Source organism: Moorena sp. SIO1G6, assembly GCF_010672795.1.
Taxonomy (GTDB): Bacteria; Cyanobacteriota; Cyanobacteriia; order Cyanobacteriales; family Coleofasciculaceae; genus Moorena; species Moorena producens.
Genome location: NZ_JAAHFZ010000070.1, coordinates 12,933 through 30,857, shown reverse-complemented (window position 1 = coordinate 30,857; position 17,925 = coordinate 12,933). Strand labels below are relative to the sequence as shown.

Sequence of the window (17,925 nt, the reverse complement as noted above, 5' to 3'; positions counted from 1 at the left end):
GGGAATCGGGAATCGGGAATCGGGAATCGGGAATCGGGAATCGGGAATCGGGAATCGGGAATCGGGAATCGGGAATCGGGAATCGGGAATCGGGAATCGGGAATCGGGAATCGGGAATCGGGAATCGTAAAGCTAAATCTGTTACCTGTTGCCTATTACCTGTTCCTCAGTCAACAATCAAGCAACATTAAACCTACCCTTCACCGAACGCCAAAGGCGAACAACATTCAACATTCAACTTTTACCCAACCTTCAACCTTCACCCAACATTCAACCTTCAACCAACATTCAACCTTCAACCAACATTCAACCTTCAACCAACATTCAACCTTCAACCAAATTTAAACCTTCAACCAACTTTCAACCTTCAACAACATCCCAACGAAGCGGTGGGCTAATAATACCTTTTTCGCTATCTTTTGAACGCACTAAAAGCTGATACACATGCCAATGGTAGTCATAGGTATAAGCCCGATTCGGTTCATAAACCCCAACATCAACAAAATACTTACCACCGTTTAAATCTAAGCGGGATAGATGGAGTTTTATTTTTCCTTTACCTTTAATACCTGGTAAGGATGCTCCCATGGTAGTTGTGTTAGTCTCAAGACAGATTTGACCATCTTCAGTGCTAATGATGACACTAAAAATTAGTCCATCAATTGGTTGAAGTGACAAGTACTCAATGTCAATGGCCAAGGAATCACCACTATTAATCTCTAAGCTAGGTAACAGCAGCACATCGGTAATTTCTACTTCTAGAGAGCCAAACCGGTTTTCATTCATTCGCAGTTCCACACCAGACCTAGTCAGTTGGGCAGGTCTGTTGGGAGTAGGTTGCTGGGTTTGCGATCGCATTTGATTGACATACTGTCCTGCTACCACTTTTGGCTCACCGTAAGCCATGATTTGTCCTTGTTGTAGCCACAAAGCGCGATCGCAAAGTTGCTCAATTTGCTCGCTACTGTGAGAAATTAGGACAATAGCACAGCCAGACTCTTTCAACTGAGCAATTCGTTCCAAGCACTTAGCCTGAAATGCCAAATCCCCAACGGACAGAAACTCATCAACTAGCATCACATCTGGGTCTGTGTGTACAGCCACCGAAAACGCCAGCCGCATCTGCATCCCTGTACTATAAGTGCGGACTGGGTTATCGATAAACTGCTCAAGTTCAGCAAACGTCACGATTTCATCAAAACGCCGCCCCACCTCTTGACGAGTAAGACCTGCTACAACACCACTAACAAAAGCGTTTTCTCGCCCAGTCAAATCTGGATGGAAACCAGCCCCCAAATCCAGCAGCGCTCCAATGGAGCCATTAACCCTAACCTTCCCTTCATCCGGTTTTCCAACCCCACCAATCAAGCGCAATAACGTTGATTTACCTGCTCCATTGTGACCGAGAATGCCTAGCATTTGGCCTGGGGAAACCTTGAACGTAATATTCCGCAACGCCCAAAACCCTTCCGCTGCCATAATATGCCGAAAACCCGACAGCGCCGCCTCCATAATAGTAAGCGGTCGCTCAGGATGATAGTAGTTAAAGCGTTTACCGAGTCCTTGAACAATAATTGCATCAACCATCTATAATTCCTCCACAAAGCGATCGCTCTGCCACCGGAAAATTTGAAGACCGATAGGTAAAAACACTGCCGTGACCAAAGCCATAACTAGCAGAGCTATCCAATCCGGTGGTGTTCCTTTAATTAGTACAGCGCGATAGGCGGTAACCAGATGCACCATCGGGTTAAGGTAATAGAAAAACTGGTAATTTTTGGGCACATTAGTAATTTCATAAAAAATAGGTGTGAGATAAAAAAACAGCTGTAGAAGTACACCGATAGTATGCTGGGTGTCGCGAAATATTACATTAAGCCCAGCTAGTATATAGGCTAAACTAATGGTAACGGAAAACTGTAGAGCTTGTAGGATTGGTAACAGTATAATTACTGGCTGTAGCTGAACACCATCGATTAACAGAAAGATAACTAATATTGGCAGGGCTAGAATAAAGTGAATCAGACCTGTTGTTACGGTAACCACCGGTAAGATAGCGTTGGGAAAACCCGGTTGTCGGATCAGGGGGCGATTACTAATAATCACCCCAGTGGCTTGAAAAAGAGACGTGTTAAACCATGTCCATACCAACAAACCAGAAAATGCAAAGGAGGTATATTGAGGAATATCAACCGACAATACAAAACGGAAAACAAAGGAAAATACAGCTAGCTGGAGTAGTGGATTAAGCAGCATCCAAGCTACTCCCAAAACTGACCGTTTGTAGAGTAGCTTCATCTCCCGATTAACTAGCTCTCGTAGCAAATCATAGAGATAAGAAAGCCGCCACTTGTAAAATTGTTTGAGTTTTGATTTTCGATGTTGTATTGAAGACATTGGAGTAATATAGCATTTGACAGCAGTTGTCAATTGGTTTAGGTAATTTCGCCCTCCCTGGTTTTTAGAGAGCAGGGAGCAGGGAGCAGGGAGCAGGGAGCAGTAAATAGGGAATAGTAGGAAATAGATCCGATTATTTGATGATCTATTTTAAAATGCTATATTACTATTTTTTTAGACTTTAATAAAGCAGTAAATTAAAGCTTGATAGGGCTTTATTTAACCCATTGTGATTTAATTTTTTAGTTATTCAAAAAAACTTAAAACCTTGATTAAATAAAAGTTTCAGTCTTTGGCTGAGATTATTGTTTTACGAGAGTGAAACAATATTGTGATAATTTTTGTTCCCTACTCCCTACTCCCTACTCCCGACTCCCGACTCCCGACTCCCGACTCCCGACTCCCGACTCCCGACTCCCGACTCCCGACTCCCTACTCCCTTTGCTATACGACCTTCACGTTTAACCCGCAGATGGGACTGCCACAAAGACCAAACTCCAGCCAGATTACCTGTCATTTCCAACCAGATTAGGGAGATTGGATAATCGCTCCAACCTCTGAGCCGTTGATAGATGCGAGATAAATGAGCAAGTGGCAATCCCAGCACTATTTGCACCAATCCTCGCCAATCCCCATCCTGTAGCCATGTGGTCAGATTGTAAGCAACATGACCTTTACTGTAGTTGTAAAGCTGACGATGTAGCTCTGCCATTTCAGTGCGATGCTTATGCCAGACATAAGCGCTTGGCTCATAGATGAGGGTGTAGCCAGCTTTAAGTACTTTATAGAATAAGTAAGTATCTTCACCAACTCCTGAAGGCATACCGGGACCGAGGGCTTCGTTCATTAGACCAATCTTGGGATGACTAAAGATACTGGCACGAAAAGCAGCATTAGCGGTTGCTCCTAACTGCCAAGTTGGTACAGCATGGCGTGAAAAGGATTCAAACCAATCTCCGTTAACCTCAAACTCCTCAAAGCCCCGTCCCAAGCCGCCATAATTTTCAAAACACTGCTGGGCATTGGTTTCCAACTGTAGGGGCAAAACATTACCTGTGACAATCATCACATCCGCTCTAGCAAAAGGAGCGATTAGTTTTTCTAACCAATCCGGTGGCACAGTAACATCATCATCCGTCGCAATCACAATATCCCCAGTACTAGCAACAAAGCCAGCATTGCGAGCATAAGCTAGTCCCTGACGGGATTCACTAACTAAGACAACATCAGGAAACTCAGCAACCACTGGTGGAGTCAAACCAGAAGCGGGATGATTATCAACTACAATAATTTCCAATTGTCGAGTATACTTTTGGGCAACTATGCTGCACAAACACCTCCGCAAATCTTGGGGTCGATCATAGGTAGCGATGATAATAGAGATTGGTATTTTATCAGGTAAACAGGTTAGTAAATCAGTCTCTTTATCCGTGACTTTATAGTGATTAGTTAAGATAGATATTGCTTGAGTATAGCAGTAATACCTACTGAAGTTAAGGTTTACTTCCAGCAGCTTCATACCAAACTGATTGACAATAACCTCAATTAAGCGACTCTTGCTAATCCCTCGATCAGGGTTAGGAATATCAACGCTACCTAAAAGCTGATCATGCCATTTCACAAAGACTCGTACTGATGAGTACTCTTTAACATCAGTTAATGCCTGTAAAGGTTCCCGTAGATCCACAGTCCGCACTGCCATACCTGGATTGGTTTTAACCTTTTGGATTTCTTCCTTAGTCAGAGCAGGAAAGATAGGGTCAGAAAAAATCGGGTAGGGAGCACTATCTACATCCTCTTCTGTTTCCCGTTCTTGCTCACCGAAAGATTGAGTAATCTCAGCAGCAGTGTGGCGAGCTTTGTGATAGCGAGTTAAACCAATGAAGCAGCCTTTTAATTCAGCCAGAATTAAATCCTGTGGGAAGCGAGTGGGATTTTTGAAACCAAGCCACAGACGTCTTAAATTCCAATACACTATCCACCAGATCAAAATCCACAAGAAAGAAAGACACTCATCTGGATAGGCAAAGAGGCTACGGATACAGTAAGAAAACAGACCAATACTGTTATTAGCAATTTGCGTGCGTAACTTAGCATAATCCCGTCGATGTCGATGGCGCACTATGGCACTAGGCTCATAGACGAGGGTATGTCCTTCCTTAACCACCCGGAAAAACATTTCTAAATCACCACCACCATTAGTGACAGTACCCACATCCAAAGCAGGGTCAAAGAAACCAATATCATCAAATACTGAGCGGCGATAAGCCATGTTTGCCCCTGTGCCGAATTGTCCAGTACCCAGGAATTTCCAAGGCATTTTGTTGCCTCGATTAACCTGATACCACTTACGGCTCATGCCTCGCCCGAAGCCGCCATAAATTTCAAACAGCACTTGTGCTTCAGTTTCCAATTCATAAGGCACAACTAACCCAGTCACTGCCATAACTTCAGGATGTTTAATAAACACTAGCGCTAATGCTTTTACCCATCCTGAATCAACTACTACATCATCATCAGTATAGGCAATAATGTCTCCTTTAGCTTCAATAACAGCTCGGTTTCTCGCCCAATCTAAACCCGGACGAGGTTCACAAACATAACGAACATTAGCATAAGTTTCCACCAGTTTCTTGGTGTCATCATTGGTGGGAGCATTATCAACAACTAAAATATCTAAGTAAGGATAATCGAGTTGATTGATAGCGTCTAAACATACAGCAAGATTAGCAGTGCGATCGCGAGTACAAACCGCAACCGTTACTAACGGCAACTTTCCCTTATACTCCGGTGGTGGCACATCAAACAAATCCTCAAGACACAATCTTTCGCGTCCGAGGGGTAAGGATAATCCATTGTACAAAAGGCGATTGATAATCGTCTCGCTATGGTCTTCCAGAATACGTTTACTTAAGGTTTGTGCTGTACAGTGACCATTAGTAATCGGTGCTTTAACATATCCAATTGGCGCACCATGGAAGCGAACTAGTCCTTGCACTCCCATATAGCCATCTAAACCATCAAGAGTAGTCAGGGGGCGGCTCAACTCAATGTCCACCACTTTGATTGGATAAAGCATAACCTAAAATCCCTTATATCATCAGCAGTGAACGGTGTAATAAATTTCCAAGCAAGAGCTTGAAATATAGACTACGTCGGCGTTTATTTAAATCAGCAGGACTGACCGATCAACCCGGTTTATTAACATTACCGGATTTAAGCTTAGTGATAATTCTCAATAAGCTTTTAAGGGACAAGATATACAACCCATAGCGAAAAATAGGCGTAATAAAATCAGCTTTTAAAGCTTGAGATAGCCAAAATAACGTACTGCGATCGCTACTACACTGACTACTTTGTCGTGCCAAATACATATAAAAACTACTCTTAGACAATCGATAAAGCACTGCTGGAATCTCTGGATGCCTTTGTTGAACGTCACGTAGCATCAAACCATGAGATTTAGCCATTTGGCTGTAGTCGCGAGACATACTACTAACAATTTTGCGATAGCCAATCAGAAATTCCGGGACAACACCAAATTCATAATGTTCTGCAATTCGCAAATAGAGCTCCCAATCCTCACACCCCTGAGCCTGTTGTGCCTTCAGTTGACAGTTGTAGCCACCAACGGTCTCAAAACAACAGGCGCGAATCATAGATGCACTAGCATTGCCTAAAAAGTTATGACATACCAGAGTTTTATAAACCTTTCCCTCTATACTTAAAGCACGGAAATCTCCAGTCAGTGAATTTTCCTCATCAATATCCACCGACCAAGCATAAACCAACCCTACCGCTGGATCTGTTGCCAAGAAGCGTTTCATTTGCTTTTCTAAATTTTGCGGATACCAAATATCATCAGCATCCAGGGGAGCGATATAGTCTCCCTTAGTGTTTTGAATCCCTAAATTCCGAGCAGCAGCCACCCCTAAATTTGGTTGTTGTAGTAAGATAACACGCTGATCTTGCTTAGCAATAGATTGAACAATCTCAGCTGTCCGGTCTTGAGAACCGTCATCTACCACTATCAATTCCAGGTTTTTATAGGTCTGAGAAAGAACAGACTGTAATGTGATTTCAATAAACTGCTCTGTATTATAGGCAGGGATAATCACTGAAACCAGTGGTAAGCTATCAACTGTTTTAACAACCGACATTTGGTGATTTAAATTTTATATTTATACTTTCCACAGGGATAAACTGAGTTTTTAATTTAGCTATCAGCGTTAAAATTTTCGGGCGGGCAGGATGCCCACTCTACTCCTATTCATTCGAAGATTCAGCAACGCTTTTAATTTAGCTATCAGCGTTTAGCTATATCAAATGGGCTGACTATGGGCTGACTGCTGATAGCGGATGGCTGACTGCTCAACCTGTAGACACAACCTGTATTACAAGTACAGAGTTACTTAGTCAATTCAGGATTTTTTGAAAAAAAAATTCCTACTGGTGATTCTTATATAGTTTTGTTAAAGCCAATAAACTAGTTTGTAAAACTTAGTGTAATCTAATAATTTTAACTAAAATAATGTTAAACTATACGAGGGTATTATTGAGATGCATAGTAACGATTTAATCTCAAAATCTCAATCAGTAATTGAAGGTAAATTCTCTAAAGAATGGTTGACTCTGCTAAACTAACTATCTCCGTCATCATCCCCGTATACAACGGAGGGGAAGACTTTCGTCAATGTCTTGCCAGACTATCTCAAGCTGCACCCCCTCCCGATCAAGTGATTGTAGTAGCTGATGGCGATACTGATGGCTCATGGCGTCTAGCCCAAGACTTTGGAGCCACAGTAATTCGATTGCCCACAGCAGGGGGTCCGGCTAAAGCCCGAAACCTGGGAGCTAAAGTAGCACAGACCGATATCCTGTTTTTTATAGATGCTGATGTAGCCATCTATCCGGATACTATTGGTCAAGTGGTGAAAATTTTTAATAATGAACCTAATTTAACCGCTTTAATTGGTTCTTATGACGATTCTCCCGGTGCTGCTAATTTCCTTTCCCAGTACAAAAATTTACTCCACCACTACACTCATCAAACTGCATCTGAAGAAGCATTTACCTTTTGGGGTGCCTGTGGCGCAATCCGTCGTGACATCTTTATTGCCATGGGTGGCTTTGAGGAAAATTATCGTCAACCCTGTATTGAAGATATTGAGTTAGGCTATCGACTCAAGCAAGAAGGTTACAGGATTAAGCTGTGTAAGACTCTACGGGTGAAACATCTCAAGCCCTGGGGCATAATTTCTCTCCTTAGAGCTGACTTTTTCTACCGCGCCTTGCCCTGGACTGCCGTAATTCTCAAGGTTCGCGACGCAAGTCCGGAAAACTGTCGTGAGTTTATCAGTGACTTGAACCTAAAGCTGTCTAGTCGTATTAGTGTGGTGTTGGTCTATGCTCTACTAGGTGCTTTAGTTACAGCTTATTGGTGGTCTAGTACTCTGATTGCTATGGCTACTTGTGTATTTAGTCTCGCCCTGCTAGTACTCAACAGACCTGTCTACCAATTCTTTTATCAAAAGCGTGGTCTACTATTCACTATACGAACCATTCCATGGCACTGGCTGTATTACTTTTACAGCGGACTTGCGTTTGCCATTGGTATAGTTCGTCATTGCTTTCAAAAGTACCTACAACCTCGGATATACTTGCCTAAGCTATCAAGTTTATAGCAGGGATAAATTGGTTGAGGTACTTTCGTAGTGGGTTTTAGGGAGTAGGGAGTAGGGAGTAGGGAGTAGGGAGTAACGGTAATAAAAATGAATGTACATCATAAGTATGATAAACGCTATAAATCTTTATTTAAAAATAAACTAAAATCGGGTTTATTTATGAGTATTAAAATCATGAACAATAACAGTTACTATCGACGTTTAAAATAACGTTTAACCTTAGGTTTAACCTAGAATTGCTATCGCTATGGAATAAAAATCAATATTGTCCTACTAAGCACTAAACACTCACCACTGACGCACTCACCACTGACGCACTATTTTTAATCAATGGAACATTATCCCGTAGTGATTACAGGCGCAGGACCGGCTGGTCTTACAGCTGCCTATGACCTGGTTAAACAAGGCATTAAATCTATCGTTCTAGAAAAATCCAATAAAGTCGGTGGTATTGCTCGCACCGAAGTCTACAAAGGCTATCGCTTCGATATTGGTGGTCATCGCTTCTATACCAAAGTAGAAGCAGCGCATCAACGTTGGCAAGAGGTTTTAGGGGAAGATTTTATCAAAGTTCCCCGCATGTCACGCATTTATTACCAGGGTAAATTCTACGACTATCCCCTCTCAATCTTTAACACCCTATCGAATCTAGGCATCATTACCAGTCTGGTTATGTTGCTCAGCTACTTCAAGGCAAAAATCAAGGCAAAATTGCGACCTTGGCATGAACCTGAAACCTTTGAAGAATGGGTAAGCGATCGCTTTGGTCGTCGTTTATACAGACTATTTTTTAAAACTTATACGGAGAAAGTATGGGGCATACCCTGTGATAAAATTCAAGCAGAATGGGCAGCACAGCGAATTCAAAAATTATCTCTAAAACGAGCAATCATCAATGCTTTGTTCGGAAGTCAAAATAGCAAAAGCTTGATTAAGGAATTTGATTACCCGCTACTTGGACCAGGGATGATGTGGTAAAAATTTCAGCAAGCAGTAGATAATCAAGGTGGTCAGGTAAGACTGAATACTGTAGTGACTAGTATTCAACGAGATGGCAATCATATCAAAAGCATTACTGCTTTGCAGGATGAAAAAACTATCAGTATCTCTGGAGACCATTTCATCTCCAGTATGCCAGTGACAGCACTGGTTAAAAAACTCGACCCACCTCCCCCACCAGCGGTAATCGAAGCAGCAAAATCCCTATCTTATCGAGCTTTTATTATTGTAGCGCTCATTATTGATGCTAAAGATCTATTTCCTGATCAGTGGATTTATATCCATAGTCCAGAGGTGAAAGTGGGTCGCATCCAAAATTTTAAGAATTGGAGTCCAAAAATGGTATCGGATCCTAGCAAGACCTGTCTGGGTTTAGAATACTTCTGTAATGAGGGAGATGAAATCTGGAATCTATCTGATCCCAAATTGCTGGATTTAGCCACCCGTGAATTGGCGAGTTTAGGTCTGGCGGATGCCAAGGCTGTAGAGGATGGTACTGTGTTGCGCCAACCTAAAGCTTACCCAGTTTACGACCGTGATTATCGTCAGCATTTACAAGTGATTCAAGATTTTTTAGCAGACTTTGATAACCTACAAACCATTGGACGTAATGGGATGCATCGCTACAACAATCAAGACCATTCGATGTTAACCGGAATGCTAGCAGTTAAGAACTTACTGGGGGAAAACCATGATCTGTGGCAGGTAAATACTGAACGGTCTTACTATGAAGAATTTACCACAGAAGAGTTAAAGCAAAAACAGGATTTAGTAGAGGACTCAGTTTTTCAGCCTGTATAGGCTATTGGCATGTTCTACTTCATCACGACTTGGAATTTTCTACTTATTCCTTGCTACTTGATCGGAACTGCTGTGCTGAATGTACTGCAAGCGGATTCCTTTAAACGAGTTAGCGATCGCATTATTGCAGCAGTGTGGTTGGGCATCGTTGTGCTGTCCATTGCACTGCTAGCAACCTCCCTAGTATTTCCCCTCAATTCCTGGGTAGGCTGGTGTACCGCTGTTAGTCTGAGTTTATTGTCTCTGACATCACAACCTACCCGCGATGAAATTGCTAATCTATGTTTCATGCTGTTTCCCAACCTAGCCTTGGGATTGTTGACCTTAGAATTTGGTGTCGCAGCATTCACCAGCCGACAAGTAACTTGGCTTGACACAGGTCTCTATCACTATGGAGCCATCCGATGGTTGTCCGAGTATGGAGCAGTGCCAGGTATCGCCCTGCTCCTTCAGCAGCTTGGTTTTACCTCATCGTGGTTTGCGCTCGCTGCTCCGTTTAACCCTCCAATTTTCGATGCTCAAGTTAGTGCGATAACCAATGGCTTTGCCTTTCTTCTCGCAATAGTACACTTTCTGATTGCTTTAGCTCAACTATTCACCAATAAAGCACAGCTCAGTGACTGGTTTATCGTCATCTGCTCATTGATTGTACTCCCTCTCCTAGCTCTATCGAGTTTGATGTCAGATATCCTGGTATCTCCATCGCCAGATATCCCAGTAATTTTCCTCACCGTAATCATCGCTTGGGCAATTTTAATCATTGCTCACCATCGCTCATCATCTCTAAATCAGGATGAAAATTCTAGTTTTAAAAATAAATTTAATAATAAATTTTACGATGAATTTATCCCACTGATTTTAGCAGCTGGAGCTGTAACCATAAAGCTTACTTCTCTACCCCTATTATTCATATCAGTTATTTTTTATACTGTTTTCAGTAGGTTTTGTGTGAAACGACTAGTGATAGGTGGTGTCATCACGAGTTTACTCTTATCACCCATGTGCGCTGTCAATATCATCACCTCTGGTTGCCCACTTTTTCCATCATCCTTCTTCTGTCTGGATTTACCCTGGTCTTGGACAACGGAAGACGCTGAAGCAGTTGCTGAAAACACTCGCGGCTGGGGAACCTGGTTTGGCTCACCTCCCCCAAATTCAAATCCCTGGCTTTGGTTATTTTGGCAGTGGTTCAGTTCTAGTACTCTAAATCAAATTGCGACTGGAATAATTTTAATTTCAATTTTATTAGCCATCTATATTCTCCGCACATCAATCATTCATCGCCTCTGGGGTTTGATTTGGGTATTAGCTTTAGCTATTTCGGGAACTTTATTTATGATGCTTTATGCTCCTGTGATCAGATTTGGACTAGGATATCTAATTCTTCTACCTGGTTTATATATTACTATAGTTTGTAATCAAAAAATCGGAAATTTAAATTTACTGATTACCAAAAAACTACCGGTATCAAAGTTATGGATAATTCCTCCGATATTTAGGATAACTAGTTATTTAGCTTTATCTCTTATTACCTTAGTTATTGTTTTGAATCAAAAAACGTCCTATCGACTGATTATCCCTCCCCAGATGATGACGTCAGATTTAGTAAAAAAACAAGTCAATGGTATTAATTATTTTTCTCCACAAGATATCTCTCCAGAAGAGCATGAGCTATGCTGGTCTGCTAAACTCCCTTGTGCATTTGAACTAGAAGATAATATTCAACTTCGCGATCCAAACCGTGGTATTAGAGGTGGTTTTATAAAAGGGAACAGGGAGTAGGGAGTCGGGAGTCGGGAGTCGGGAGTCGGGAATATGGCATCAAAACTTCTCACAATTCCTACACGGATTTCTATAAATCCTTATTATCAACAACACCAATATCCTCATTCCAAAGTTTAGAGTTGTTCAGAATAAAGTCTTGCATTAATTTATAACAACTATCGTCGTTTAAAACCCTGAGGGGGTGACATGAGCCCTGAAAAGCTTACTAGATAAGGCTTTGATGCCCGTTTTCTTAGCAAAGATAAATTGGCAAATTGACCTTCCTTTGATGTTCTTGAAGCTCAAACCCTTATAACTACGTCCAAGGTCAGGCCAAAATACCATGTATTTTTTTGTAACATATCGGCTGAACGCACTACCCAGTAAGGATTTTAGCTTGCATGTCACCCCCTCAGTTTAAAACCTCAACAATCACACCTCTAGAACGGAGTAATTCTTCTTTACCTAAAAAAGTTTTGTTTTCTCCAATCACAACATGAGGGATCTTGTACAACAAAATAGCGCCAGTACACATACTACATGGGGACAAAGTAGTGTACAAAACTACATCTTGATAAAAAGAAGCAGGTTGAGAGCCAATATCCTCAAGAGCATCCATCTCGGCATGAAGGATTGCACTACCTTTTTGGACTCTCCTATTGTGCCCACGCCCTACAATTTCACCACCCTTAACAACAACTGAACCGATAGGTATTCCTCCCTCTTGGAAACCCATCTGAGCTTCTTTAAATGCTGCTAGCATAAACTGATTCAAAATTGCACCTCATCACTCTGAGCTACTGCATCTTTTCTAAATCTATCAAGATTAAATTCTCCCTTTCCCTTAGCGTGGCCATAGGCCTGCATAGATTTATTTCAAGCTGACTGCTGACTGCTGACTGCTGACCTATTTCCTAGAGGAACAATGGTAAAAAATTCTTTCTAACTCATTACTATTAAAACTATAACTATAACACCTATAAGTATAATAAACCCTTATACATTAATTAAGTATTACTTATATAAAGTTTGATGACAAGTAAAAAAAAATTGGCATTTTATGATATAAGCGGTGGAAATCATTGAACTATGTCAAGTTTTATGTCAATAAGCTGACGGTTTTCCGTAACTCAGCATTATTCCAATGCTTACCTGTTGTCTTGATGCAAAGCGCGAGTGGGGGTTTCCCCCCAAGACCGTAATGGTGCGCTTACAGTCGTCGAATTAAATTCGCCACGGGTCGCACCTCTGCATCGCTTATTCAAAAACACCGATTGCGCTACGGGCACGCTGCGCGAACAGTAGGGTGACCGTAGGCCTTTAGCTGATCGCTGATAGCTGATAAGCAGGTACACAAAAATAATTACACATTTTCCAAACCTAAAAGCCTTACAATGTCAGGGTTACAGAAATTGGGATTAGGTAATTAATGATGTATAGGTGCTTAGAAGAAACATTAGTCAAAATTTGGTCTGAAGTCCTAAAAATTGAACCGATTGGCATTGAGAATAATTTCTTTGAATTAGGAGGACACTCCCTTCATGCCAGCCAAGTTTTGGCTCGTATTTCCGAAAGACTAGGCATTGAAATCCAATTGTTGCAGATTTTTGAAGCACCAACAATTAGTCTACTTTCAAATTACCTAGAATCCGTAAATACTAGCACTTGTAGCACTGGTGACTATCCATTAGTCCCCACTCCCACGGCAAGAGAGGCAGACATTCCTCTATCCTTAACCCAACAGAGTCTCTGGTTTCTGGGTCAACTGGAAGAGAATCCTGCTGTCTATAACTTGGTCAGAGCGTTTGTGATTACCGGGCCATTAGACAGAACGAGTTTAGAAAATGCGATCGCAACCCTGATAGACCGCCACGAAATCCTACGAACCACCTTTGAACCTCGTGAGGGCATGCCTTTCGGTGTGATTGCCCCACACATTCGGTTACCCCTGTCTATGGTAGACTTGCCCACTGAGGGGTTCGATGTGATTGAGGAAGTGATTCTCCAACAACAAAATCGCCCCTTCGATGTAACTGTTGGCCCTCTGGTGCGATTTACGCTAATTTCCAATTCACAGGAAAAGCAAATTTTACTACTGACCATGCACCACATCATTAGTGATGACTGGTCAATACAAGTTTTGCTCAGAGAACTCTCATCCCTTTACAGGGCTGGCTTAACCCAGACACCGCCATCCTTACCGGCTCTGCCCATTCAGTATGTTGATTATGCGACTTGGCAACGCCGCCGATTCACCGGGGAGTTTAGAGATAGCCAAATTAAATACTGGCAACAGCAATTAGCAGATGCTCCCTGTGTGCTTAACCTCCCCCTGGATCGTCCCCGCACAACTCAACCCTTCAAATCTGGCCGGGTTCCATTTCTCCTCAATCGGGACCTCACTGAGAAACTCCATGTCTTAAGCCAGGGTAAGGGCACAACCCTATTCATTACCATTTTTGCTGCCTTTTTCGCTTTTCTATCTCGCTATTGCCATCAAGACGATATTGTGGTGGGGACTCCCATCGCCAACCGCACCCCAGCCATAACAGAGGCGTTAATTGGCTTCTTCGTTAATACCTTAGTCTTGCGCACTCGACCGAACCAACAGCATACCTTCAAAGAGTTCCTTTCCCAGGTTCGTCAAGTGGCCTTAGATGCTTATGCCCATGCCGATATCCCCTTCGACCTGCTGGTAGAGCAACTGAAACCGGCACGGCTGCCAGGGGTTAGTCCCCTGTTTCAGGTGATGTTTACCTTGCAAAATGTCCCGAAAGAAACCCTAGAGTTGTCGGGGCTGAATGTGAGTGCTAAGTCCTTAGATAAACCCACCGCCGGGGCTACTTTTGACCTAACTTTATCCCTCAACCAAACCGATACAGAACTGATTGGCGCTTTTGAATACAATGCCAATCTGTTTGATCAGGCAACTATTGAGCGGATGGCAAAAAATTTCCAAATTTTTGTAGAGGGGATAACTGGTGACCCAGAACAAACCATTGCTAAATTGCCGATTTTGAGTGCTGGTGAACAACAGCAATTATTAGTGGAGTGGAATCAGACCCAAACCGATTATCCTCGCCATGCCTGTGTTCACCAGTTATTTGAAGCTATTGTCCAAAAGACACCAGATGCAGTAGCATTACGTTTTGCAGAACTTGCTCTGACCTATCACCAGTTGAATCAAAAGGCTAACCAACTGGCCCATTACTTGCTTTGCTTGGGTGTTAGCCGAGATGTTCCGGTGGGAATTTGTCTAGAGCGCTCGTTCTCCATGGTGATCGCGCTGCTAGCAATTCTCAAAGCTGGGGGAGCTTATGTGCCCCTAGACCCTGGCTATCCCCAGAAACGGCTGGCCTACATGATGAAAACTGCTCAAGTTTCCATTCTTCTCACCCAAGAGTGTTTAATATCCCAGGTGCAGCTAATGGCAGAGCATACCCTTTGTGTAGATACGGATTGGCCAACCATTGCCCAACATCCACCCACCAACCTCAATGGCCAGACTACACCAGATCACCTGGCTTATATTATCTATACTTCTGGCTCCACTGGGCAACCGAAAGGGGTGGCCATGCCCCACCAAGCTTTAGTGAATCTGATTGCTTGGCAACAACAGCAGACAAAAGCATCTAACACTGGTCGCACCCTCCAATTTGCCCCGATTAGCTTTGATGTTTCCTTCCAGGAAATCTTCTCGACCTTGTGTGCTGGAGGAACCTTAGTTTTAATCTCAGAGGACATACGCACTGACCCCATGGCACTGTTGTCCACACTCAACCAGGAAAACATTGCTCGTTTATTCTTACCCTTTGTTGGGTTACAACAGTTAGCAATAGTGGCAGAAAAAGCACCATCATTGCCCACCCACTTGCAAGACATCATTACTGCAGGAGAACAGTTACAAATCTCTGGAGCCATTCGCAATTTGATGGAGCGTTTGCCCGGATGTACCCTCCATAACCAGTATGGGCCTTCTGAGAGTCATGTGGTGACAGCCTTTACCCTGCCAGAAGACGTTGCTCAATGGCCAACCCTGCCCCCGATTGGAAAACCCATCTCTAATTGTCACATCCATTTGCTCAACGAAGCTTTCCAGCCAGTTCCAATTGGGGTTGCCGGTGAGCTATACATTGGCGGGGTGGGGCTTGCTCGGGGTTATGTAAATCGCCCTGAGCTAACGGCAGAGCGATTTATTCACCATCCAGATAATCCATGGGCTCGACTCTACAAAACTGGGGACTTAGCTCGGTATTTACCCGATGGCAATATTGAATTCCTCGGTCGCATTGACCATCAAGTCAAAATCCGAGGCTTTCGGATTGAGCTCGGGGAAATTGAATCTTTACTCAGTGGCTACCAGCAGGTGCCCGAATGCGTGGTCATCCCCCGGGAAGATACCCCAGGAAACAAGCGCTTGGTAGCCTATGTAGTTGGGGATGATGATCTTGACATCAGCGCCCTGAAAGAGTATATCAGACAACAGTTACCAGACTACATGGTTCCCAGTGTAGTGGTGCCCCTGACGTCATTACCCCTGTCTCCCAGTGGTAAGATAGACCGGAAAGCGTTACCTGCCCCTGATGCTGCCTTCAGCCACAGCAGTGACTTCGTTGCACCGAAGACAGACAGTCAAATTCGGATCGCTAGTCTTTTTGCCGAAATTCTCTCCCTGCACCCTCAGAGCATTAGCCTTGAGGATAGTTTCTTTGAGTTAGGTGGTCATTCTCTATTGGCTACTCAACTGATGTTTCGCATTCGTGAAGCCTTCGAAATTAATTTATCTCTAAGGGCATTGTTTGATTATCCCTCTGTTTCTGATTTGGCTAGTGCAATCGACCAAGCTTTAGTAACTGGAAACTATCAATCCCAGACTTGGGATTTAGACGCAGAAGCTGCTTTAGATCCAGATATTCAGCCATCAACTGCGATCGCGCCAATCGTCAGTCCAATGGAACGAATTTTCCTAACCGGTGCAACGGGTTTCTTGGGAACTTACTTACTTTCTGAACTCTTGACCACAACTACTGCTACTGTCTATTGCTTGGTTCGCGCCGAGCATATAGATGGTGGCAAAGAAAGACTATTGAACAAGTTAGAAGCAACTGGATTATGGCGTGAGAATTTTACATCTCGAATTATTCCCATCATCGGAGATTTAGGAACCAGTCGTTTTGGACTCTCAGCAACTGAGTATAATAATTTATGCCAAGCAATTGATGTTGTTTATCACGCTGGAGCCTATGTTAATCATGTGTGGTCTTACCCTCTTTTAAAAGATGCGAATGTTTTGGGAACCCAAGAAGTGTTGAGACTGGCTAGTCTAGGGAAGCTCAAACCTGTTCATTACGTTTCTACCATAAGCGTGTTATCAACATCCCAAACTGACCAACCCATGCTCGAGTCAGCCACTGCCAATCATGATGATTTACCAAAAGTAGGCTATGTTCAGACCAAGTGGGTAGCAGAGCAGTTAGTTTGGCAAGCTGCCAAGCGCGGTTTGCCCATAACTATCTATCGACCTTCGAGAATTAGTGGTCACAGTCAAACCGGTGTCTCTAGTTTCGATGACTTACTCTCACGACGGGTGAAAGGATGTATTCAACTCAAAAGTTTTCCTAGCTGGAGTGGTTTAGCAGAAAACCTTGTCCCAGTAGATTATGTTAGCCGAGCGATTGTTTGTCTCTCACAACAAAACCGTTTATTTGGGAAAGCATTCCATTTAATTAATCCAAAATCGGTGTCTCTGAGGGAGATTTTTGACTGGGTGCGATTCCTGGGCTATAGCTTGGAAGAAATTGACTATACTGATTGGCGTTCCAAGTTGATAGAGGATATTGAAAATCCTCTCTACCCTTACTTACCCAACTTCCCGGAATCACCGTCGAACATAACAAACTTAATTGAGTACGATTGTCGCAATGTGGTTGATGGTTTAAGGGGAAGTGGGATCAAGTTACCGGAGGTTAATCAGGATTTATTTAAAACTTACCTCTCCTTCTTCAGAGAAAGTGGTTTTTTGGAGGATTGAAGCTTTTTACTGTTTGACCCGGTGGGTGGAACGGGCATCAGGCGTGTAACGGGCATCTTGCCCGTTACAATTTCCGGGCAGCAACCTAACCCTGGCGGTGCGTTACGGGCAGCAACCTAACAATTAATAATTGGTAAGCATTGAGCTATCAGCTTAAGCGCTACGCGCACGCTACTTGAGGTGCCGTCAGCCGTCAGCTATCAGCATATGCTTAGTATAACGTTTCTCGTAGCTATGAGGTACACATTA

The 17,925-nt window shown here is 43.0% G+C and carries 8 protein-coding genes and 2 pseudogenes; 5 read left to right on the top strand and 5 right to left on the bottom strand.

Annotated features, from left to right (window positions below):
- Window positions 1-345: hypothetical protein (locus F6K63_RS32440; protein WP_287314401.1), on the top strand; the 345-nt coding region annotated here is incomplete at its 5' end.
- 15 nt (window positions 346-360) lie between these two features.
- On the opposite strand, the gene F6K63_RS32435 is transcribed toward F6K63_RS32440, so the two are convergent.
- The 4 genes from F6K63_RS32435 to F6K63_RS32420 all read right to left on the bottom strand — a co-directional run bounded on the left by F6K63_RS32435 (window position 361) and on the right by F6K63_RS32420 (window position 6,557).
- Window positions 361-1,587: an ABC transporter ATP-binding protein gene (locus tag F6K63_RS32435; protein ID WP_008178601.1), complete on the bottom strand. Its 1,227-nt coding sequence runs from the start codon at window positions 1,585-1,587 to the stop codon at window positions 361-363.
- On the bottom strand, window positions 1,588-2,397 hold the full coding sequence (locus F6K63_RS32430; protein ID WP_008178603.1) for an ABC transporter permease: 810 nt from the start codon (window positions 2,395-2,397) through the stop codon (window positions 1,588-1,590).
- Window positions 2,398-2,752: 355 nt separating this feature from the next.
- Window positions 2,753-5,476, bottom strand: coding sequence for a glycosyltransferase (locus F6K63_RS32425; protein ID WP_287314400.1), 2,724 nt, complete (start codon window positions 5,474-5,476; stop codon window positions 2,753-2,755).
- Window positions 5,477-5,585: 109 nt separating this feature from the next.
- On the bottom strand, window positions 5,586-6,557 hold the full coding sequence (locus F6K63_RS32420) for a glycosyltransferase family 2 protein (protein WP_287314399.1): 972 nt from the start codon (window positions 6,555-6,557) through the stop codon (window positions 5,586-5,588).
- Between the two features lie 462 nt (window positions 6,558-7,019).
- Between F6K63_RS32420 and F6K63_RS32415 the strand changes: the two genes are divergently transcribed.
- The 3 genes and pseudogenes from F6K63_RS32415 (at window position 7,020) to F6K63_RS32405 (ending at window position 11,663) form a co-directional block, all read left to right on the top strand.
- Window positions 7,020-8,081: a glycosyltransferase family 2 protein gene (locus F6K63_RS32415; RefSeq protein ID WP_008178611.1), complete on the top strand. Its 1,062-nt coding sequence runs from the start codon at window positions 7,020-7,022 to the stop codon at window positions 8,079-8,081.
- 330 nt (window positions 8,082-8,411) lie between these two features.
- Window positions 8,412-9,881, top strand: a pseudogene (locus F6K63_RS32410) (NAD(P)/FAD-dependent oxidoreductase).
- 9 nt (window positions 9,882-9,890) lie between these two features.
- Entirely contained in the window at window positions 9,891-11,663 is a 1,773-nt protein-coding gene (locus tag F6K63_RS32405) for an LIC_10190 family membrane protein (RefSeq protein WP_287314397.1), read from the top strand.
- A gap of 397 nt (window positions 11,664-12,060) precedes the next feature.
- Here F6K63_RS32405 and F6K63_RS32400 read toward each other — a convergent pair.
- Window positions 12,061-12,420, bottom strand: a pseudogene (locus F6K63_RS32400) (nucleoside deaminase); the annotation flags it as partial.
- 654 nt (window positions 12,421-13,074) lie between these two features.
- Between F6K63_RS32400 and F6K63_RS32395 the strand changes: the two are divergent.
- The gene (locus tag F6K63_RS32395; protein WP_287314394.1) at window positions 13,075-17,676 is read left to right on the top strand and encodes a non-ribosomal peptide synthetase; all 4,602 of its coding nucleotides are present in this window, start codon (window positions 13,075-13,077) and stop codon (window positions 17,674-17,676) included.
- Window positions 17,677-17,925 lie beyond the last annotated feature (249 nt).